This window comes from Cellvibrio sp. (assembly GCF_053579595.1).
The window spans coordinates 1-2,623 of record NZ_JBRFPI010000506.1 but is presented as its reverse complement, the minus strand read 5'-3'; the positions used below and the strand labels follow the sequence as shown (position 1 = coordinate 2,623).

3 protein-coding genes are annotated in these 2,623 nt (G+C 45.1%); all 3 read left to right on the top strand.

Translation table 11 applies throughout. The annotated features are described in order from the left end of the window. The coding region (locus ACWA6V_RS20445) for an ABC transporter permease (protein ID WP_449524215.1) at positions 1 to 470 on the top strand (470 nt) is incomplete at its 5' end. Positions 471 to 472: 2 nt separating this feature from the next. Further along, the gene (locus tag ACWA6V_RS20440) at positions 473 to 1,663 is read left to right on the top strand and encodes an ABC transporter permease (protein ID WP_449524214.1); all 1,191 of its coding nucleotides are present in this window, start codon (positions 473 to 475) and stop codon (positions 1,661 to 1,663) included. A gap of 260 nt (positions 1,664 to 1,923) precedes the next feature. Further along, positions 1,924 to 2,623 (top strand): tetratricopeptide repeat protein (locus ACWA6V_RS20435; RefSeq protein ID WP_449524213.1); only part of this gene is annotated, 700 nt, incomplete at its 3' end.

Here is a 2,623-nt window from a genome sequence, read left to right as displayed (position 1 = left end):
GCGCCGTAGCACTAGCTGAAGCAGTTGCTGGCAGCGAAAAAGATTTTGCTAAATCCTTTGCTAAACAATTTGGCGATATAGGTTTAATCACTACGCTAATTTTGGGCGCTGTGTTTTTTACGATGTTGTTGGTGGCAGGCAATACCATGGCGCAATCTTTCCGCGAGCGCATTCCGGAATTGGCGATTCTAAAAACGCTTGGATTTTCTGATCAAGCAGTGATGATCATGGTGTTGGCAGAAGCCATAGTGATTTCATTAATTGGCGGCTTGGCTGGATTATTTTTAGCGAAATTTTTTATCAGCGGTGCCGCTGAATCCTTGGCGGCCACATTGCCTGGATTAAATTTATCAACCACCATGATGTTGTTCGGTGTTGGCCTGATGTTCTTGTTTGGTTTGCTCACCGGCATTATTCCCGCGCTGCAAGGCTTGCAGCTCAACATAGTTGCAGCACTGCGGAGGCGTTAATCATGTTTAATTCAATCGCGCAAATTATGGTTATTACGCTGATGAATCTGCGTAATTTGCCTCAGCGTTTAGGTACTTCATCGGTTGCCGTATTTGGCGTGGCCTGTGTGGTGGGGGTGTTTATCGGAGTGCTTTCTATGGCGAGCGGTTTTCAACGCACCATGGTCAGTGCCGGTGCGGAGGATGTATTAATTATGATGCGCGCCGGTGCAACTTCCGAAATGAGCAGCGGCATGGGTTATGACCAAACACAATTGATTGCCAATTTACCCGGTATCGCCAAACTCGATGGTAAGCCCTTGAGTTCGCCGGAATTATTTGTAATTGTCGATATTCCCATGCGCACCAAAGATGCGAATGCGAACGCACCATTGCGCGGGGTAGAGCCCATGGCATTTGAAGTGCGCAACTCATTTAAAATTATTGAAGGGCGCAATTTTGAGCCAGGCAAAAATGAATTAATTGTGGGGCGCGGCGCGCAGCAACAATTTGCCAATTTGGCTGTAGGCTCAGTGGTTAAATTTGGCCAAACGGAATGGACAGTTGTGGGAGCATTTGAATCTGGCGGTGGATTGGCAGAATCAGAATTGTGGTGTGATGCCAAAATTTTGCAAAATGCCTATCGCCGTGGCAATAGCTATCAAATCGTGCGCGTCAAACTCGACGATAAAAAATCCATGGATACTGTTAAAGAAGCTATTGCTGCTGATCCAAAATTTAATCTCGATGTAAAACGTGAGACGGATTATCTCGCCGAGCAATCGGAACCCTTGAGTAAATTTATTAAAATGGTCGGTTATCCGCTCGCATTCCTGATGGCGCTGGGTGCAATCTTTGGAGCGGTCAATACCATGTACACCTCGGTTGCCAATCGCACCCGCGAAATTGCCACCTTGCGCGCAATCGGTTTTGGCGCAACCCCGGTTGCTATTTCAACCCTGGTGGAGTCGCTGGTACTGGCGGTTATCGGCGGCGTGATTGGTTCGGTCATTGTGTATTTTATCTTTAATGGCTACACCGTATCGACCCTCAATTTCGCCAGTTTTAGCCAGGTGGTATTTGATTTCGCGGTCACGCCCGATCTACTGGTGCAAGGTGTTATTTTTGCAACGGTAATAGGTTTTATCGGAGGTTTTTTTCCCGCCATTCGCGCTGCGCGCTTGCCTGTGGCCACGGCGTTGCGGGAGGTATAGCTCTTTAGGGTATAAAAACCGCTACATATCCAGCGGTTTTTCTTGATGTTTCTTGTAATGATGAATGATAAAAATGTTACGAAATGATTTAATTTGATCAGACATTGATATGGTTTTGTTGGTGTAATTTGCCTGTTTTTTCTATACAGGAAATATCTATTCATTTATATTTTACTGTGTAGGTTGATTTGGGTGCTGTCACGGACGAATCAAAAGCTACAGGACTATTTCGCAAAAATGCAGCACAAAGGAGTTTAATTATGAGGTTTTCCCTTTTATTGATTGTCGGAATTTTTTTTGCCGGTTGTAGTTCGCAGCCGGTTAATAAAAATATTGCTGTTAATACGATTGATAAATCAGAGTTGGGTTACATCGAAACAGAAAAAATTGATAAGTTTGTAGTTAAAAACGCCCAGCAACTTAAGCAGTTTGATAAAGTAATATTATTTGCAACGCAATTTGATAAATTAAAACTGGCAGAGGAAGCAGATAAAAAACTCGTGCGCAACTGGAATGACTCAACATGGAAAGAAATGGATGCTATCTGCCAACAGCTGGATGATTTTGCCCAAAAAATATTTCGTGAAGAGGGTGAGTTTGTACCGGTAAAACAAGGCGGCGATGATGTGTTGGCAATCCAATTCACATTGGTCAATTTTATGCCTTATTCGCAGCGCTACAAAGATGCAGGTATGGATACTGTAGGCGCTCAATCGAATAATTCAGGCATAGGTTTGGTTACGATACGCGGTATCTTGGCCAACGCAAAGTCAGGTGAGTTAGTAGCTGTTATTGAAGACACAATGGAAGTGAACTCGCGTACTGCCAGCATGGGCAATTTGGCGAATGTTTACGACGAGCAAGGCCGGTACGCTGACGCCGAACCGCTCTTCAAACGGTCTCTCGCGATTCGGCAAAAGGCCCTCGGTCCCAATCACCCCGACGTCGCGAGATTGCTCA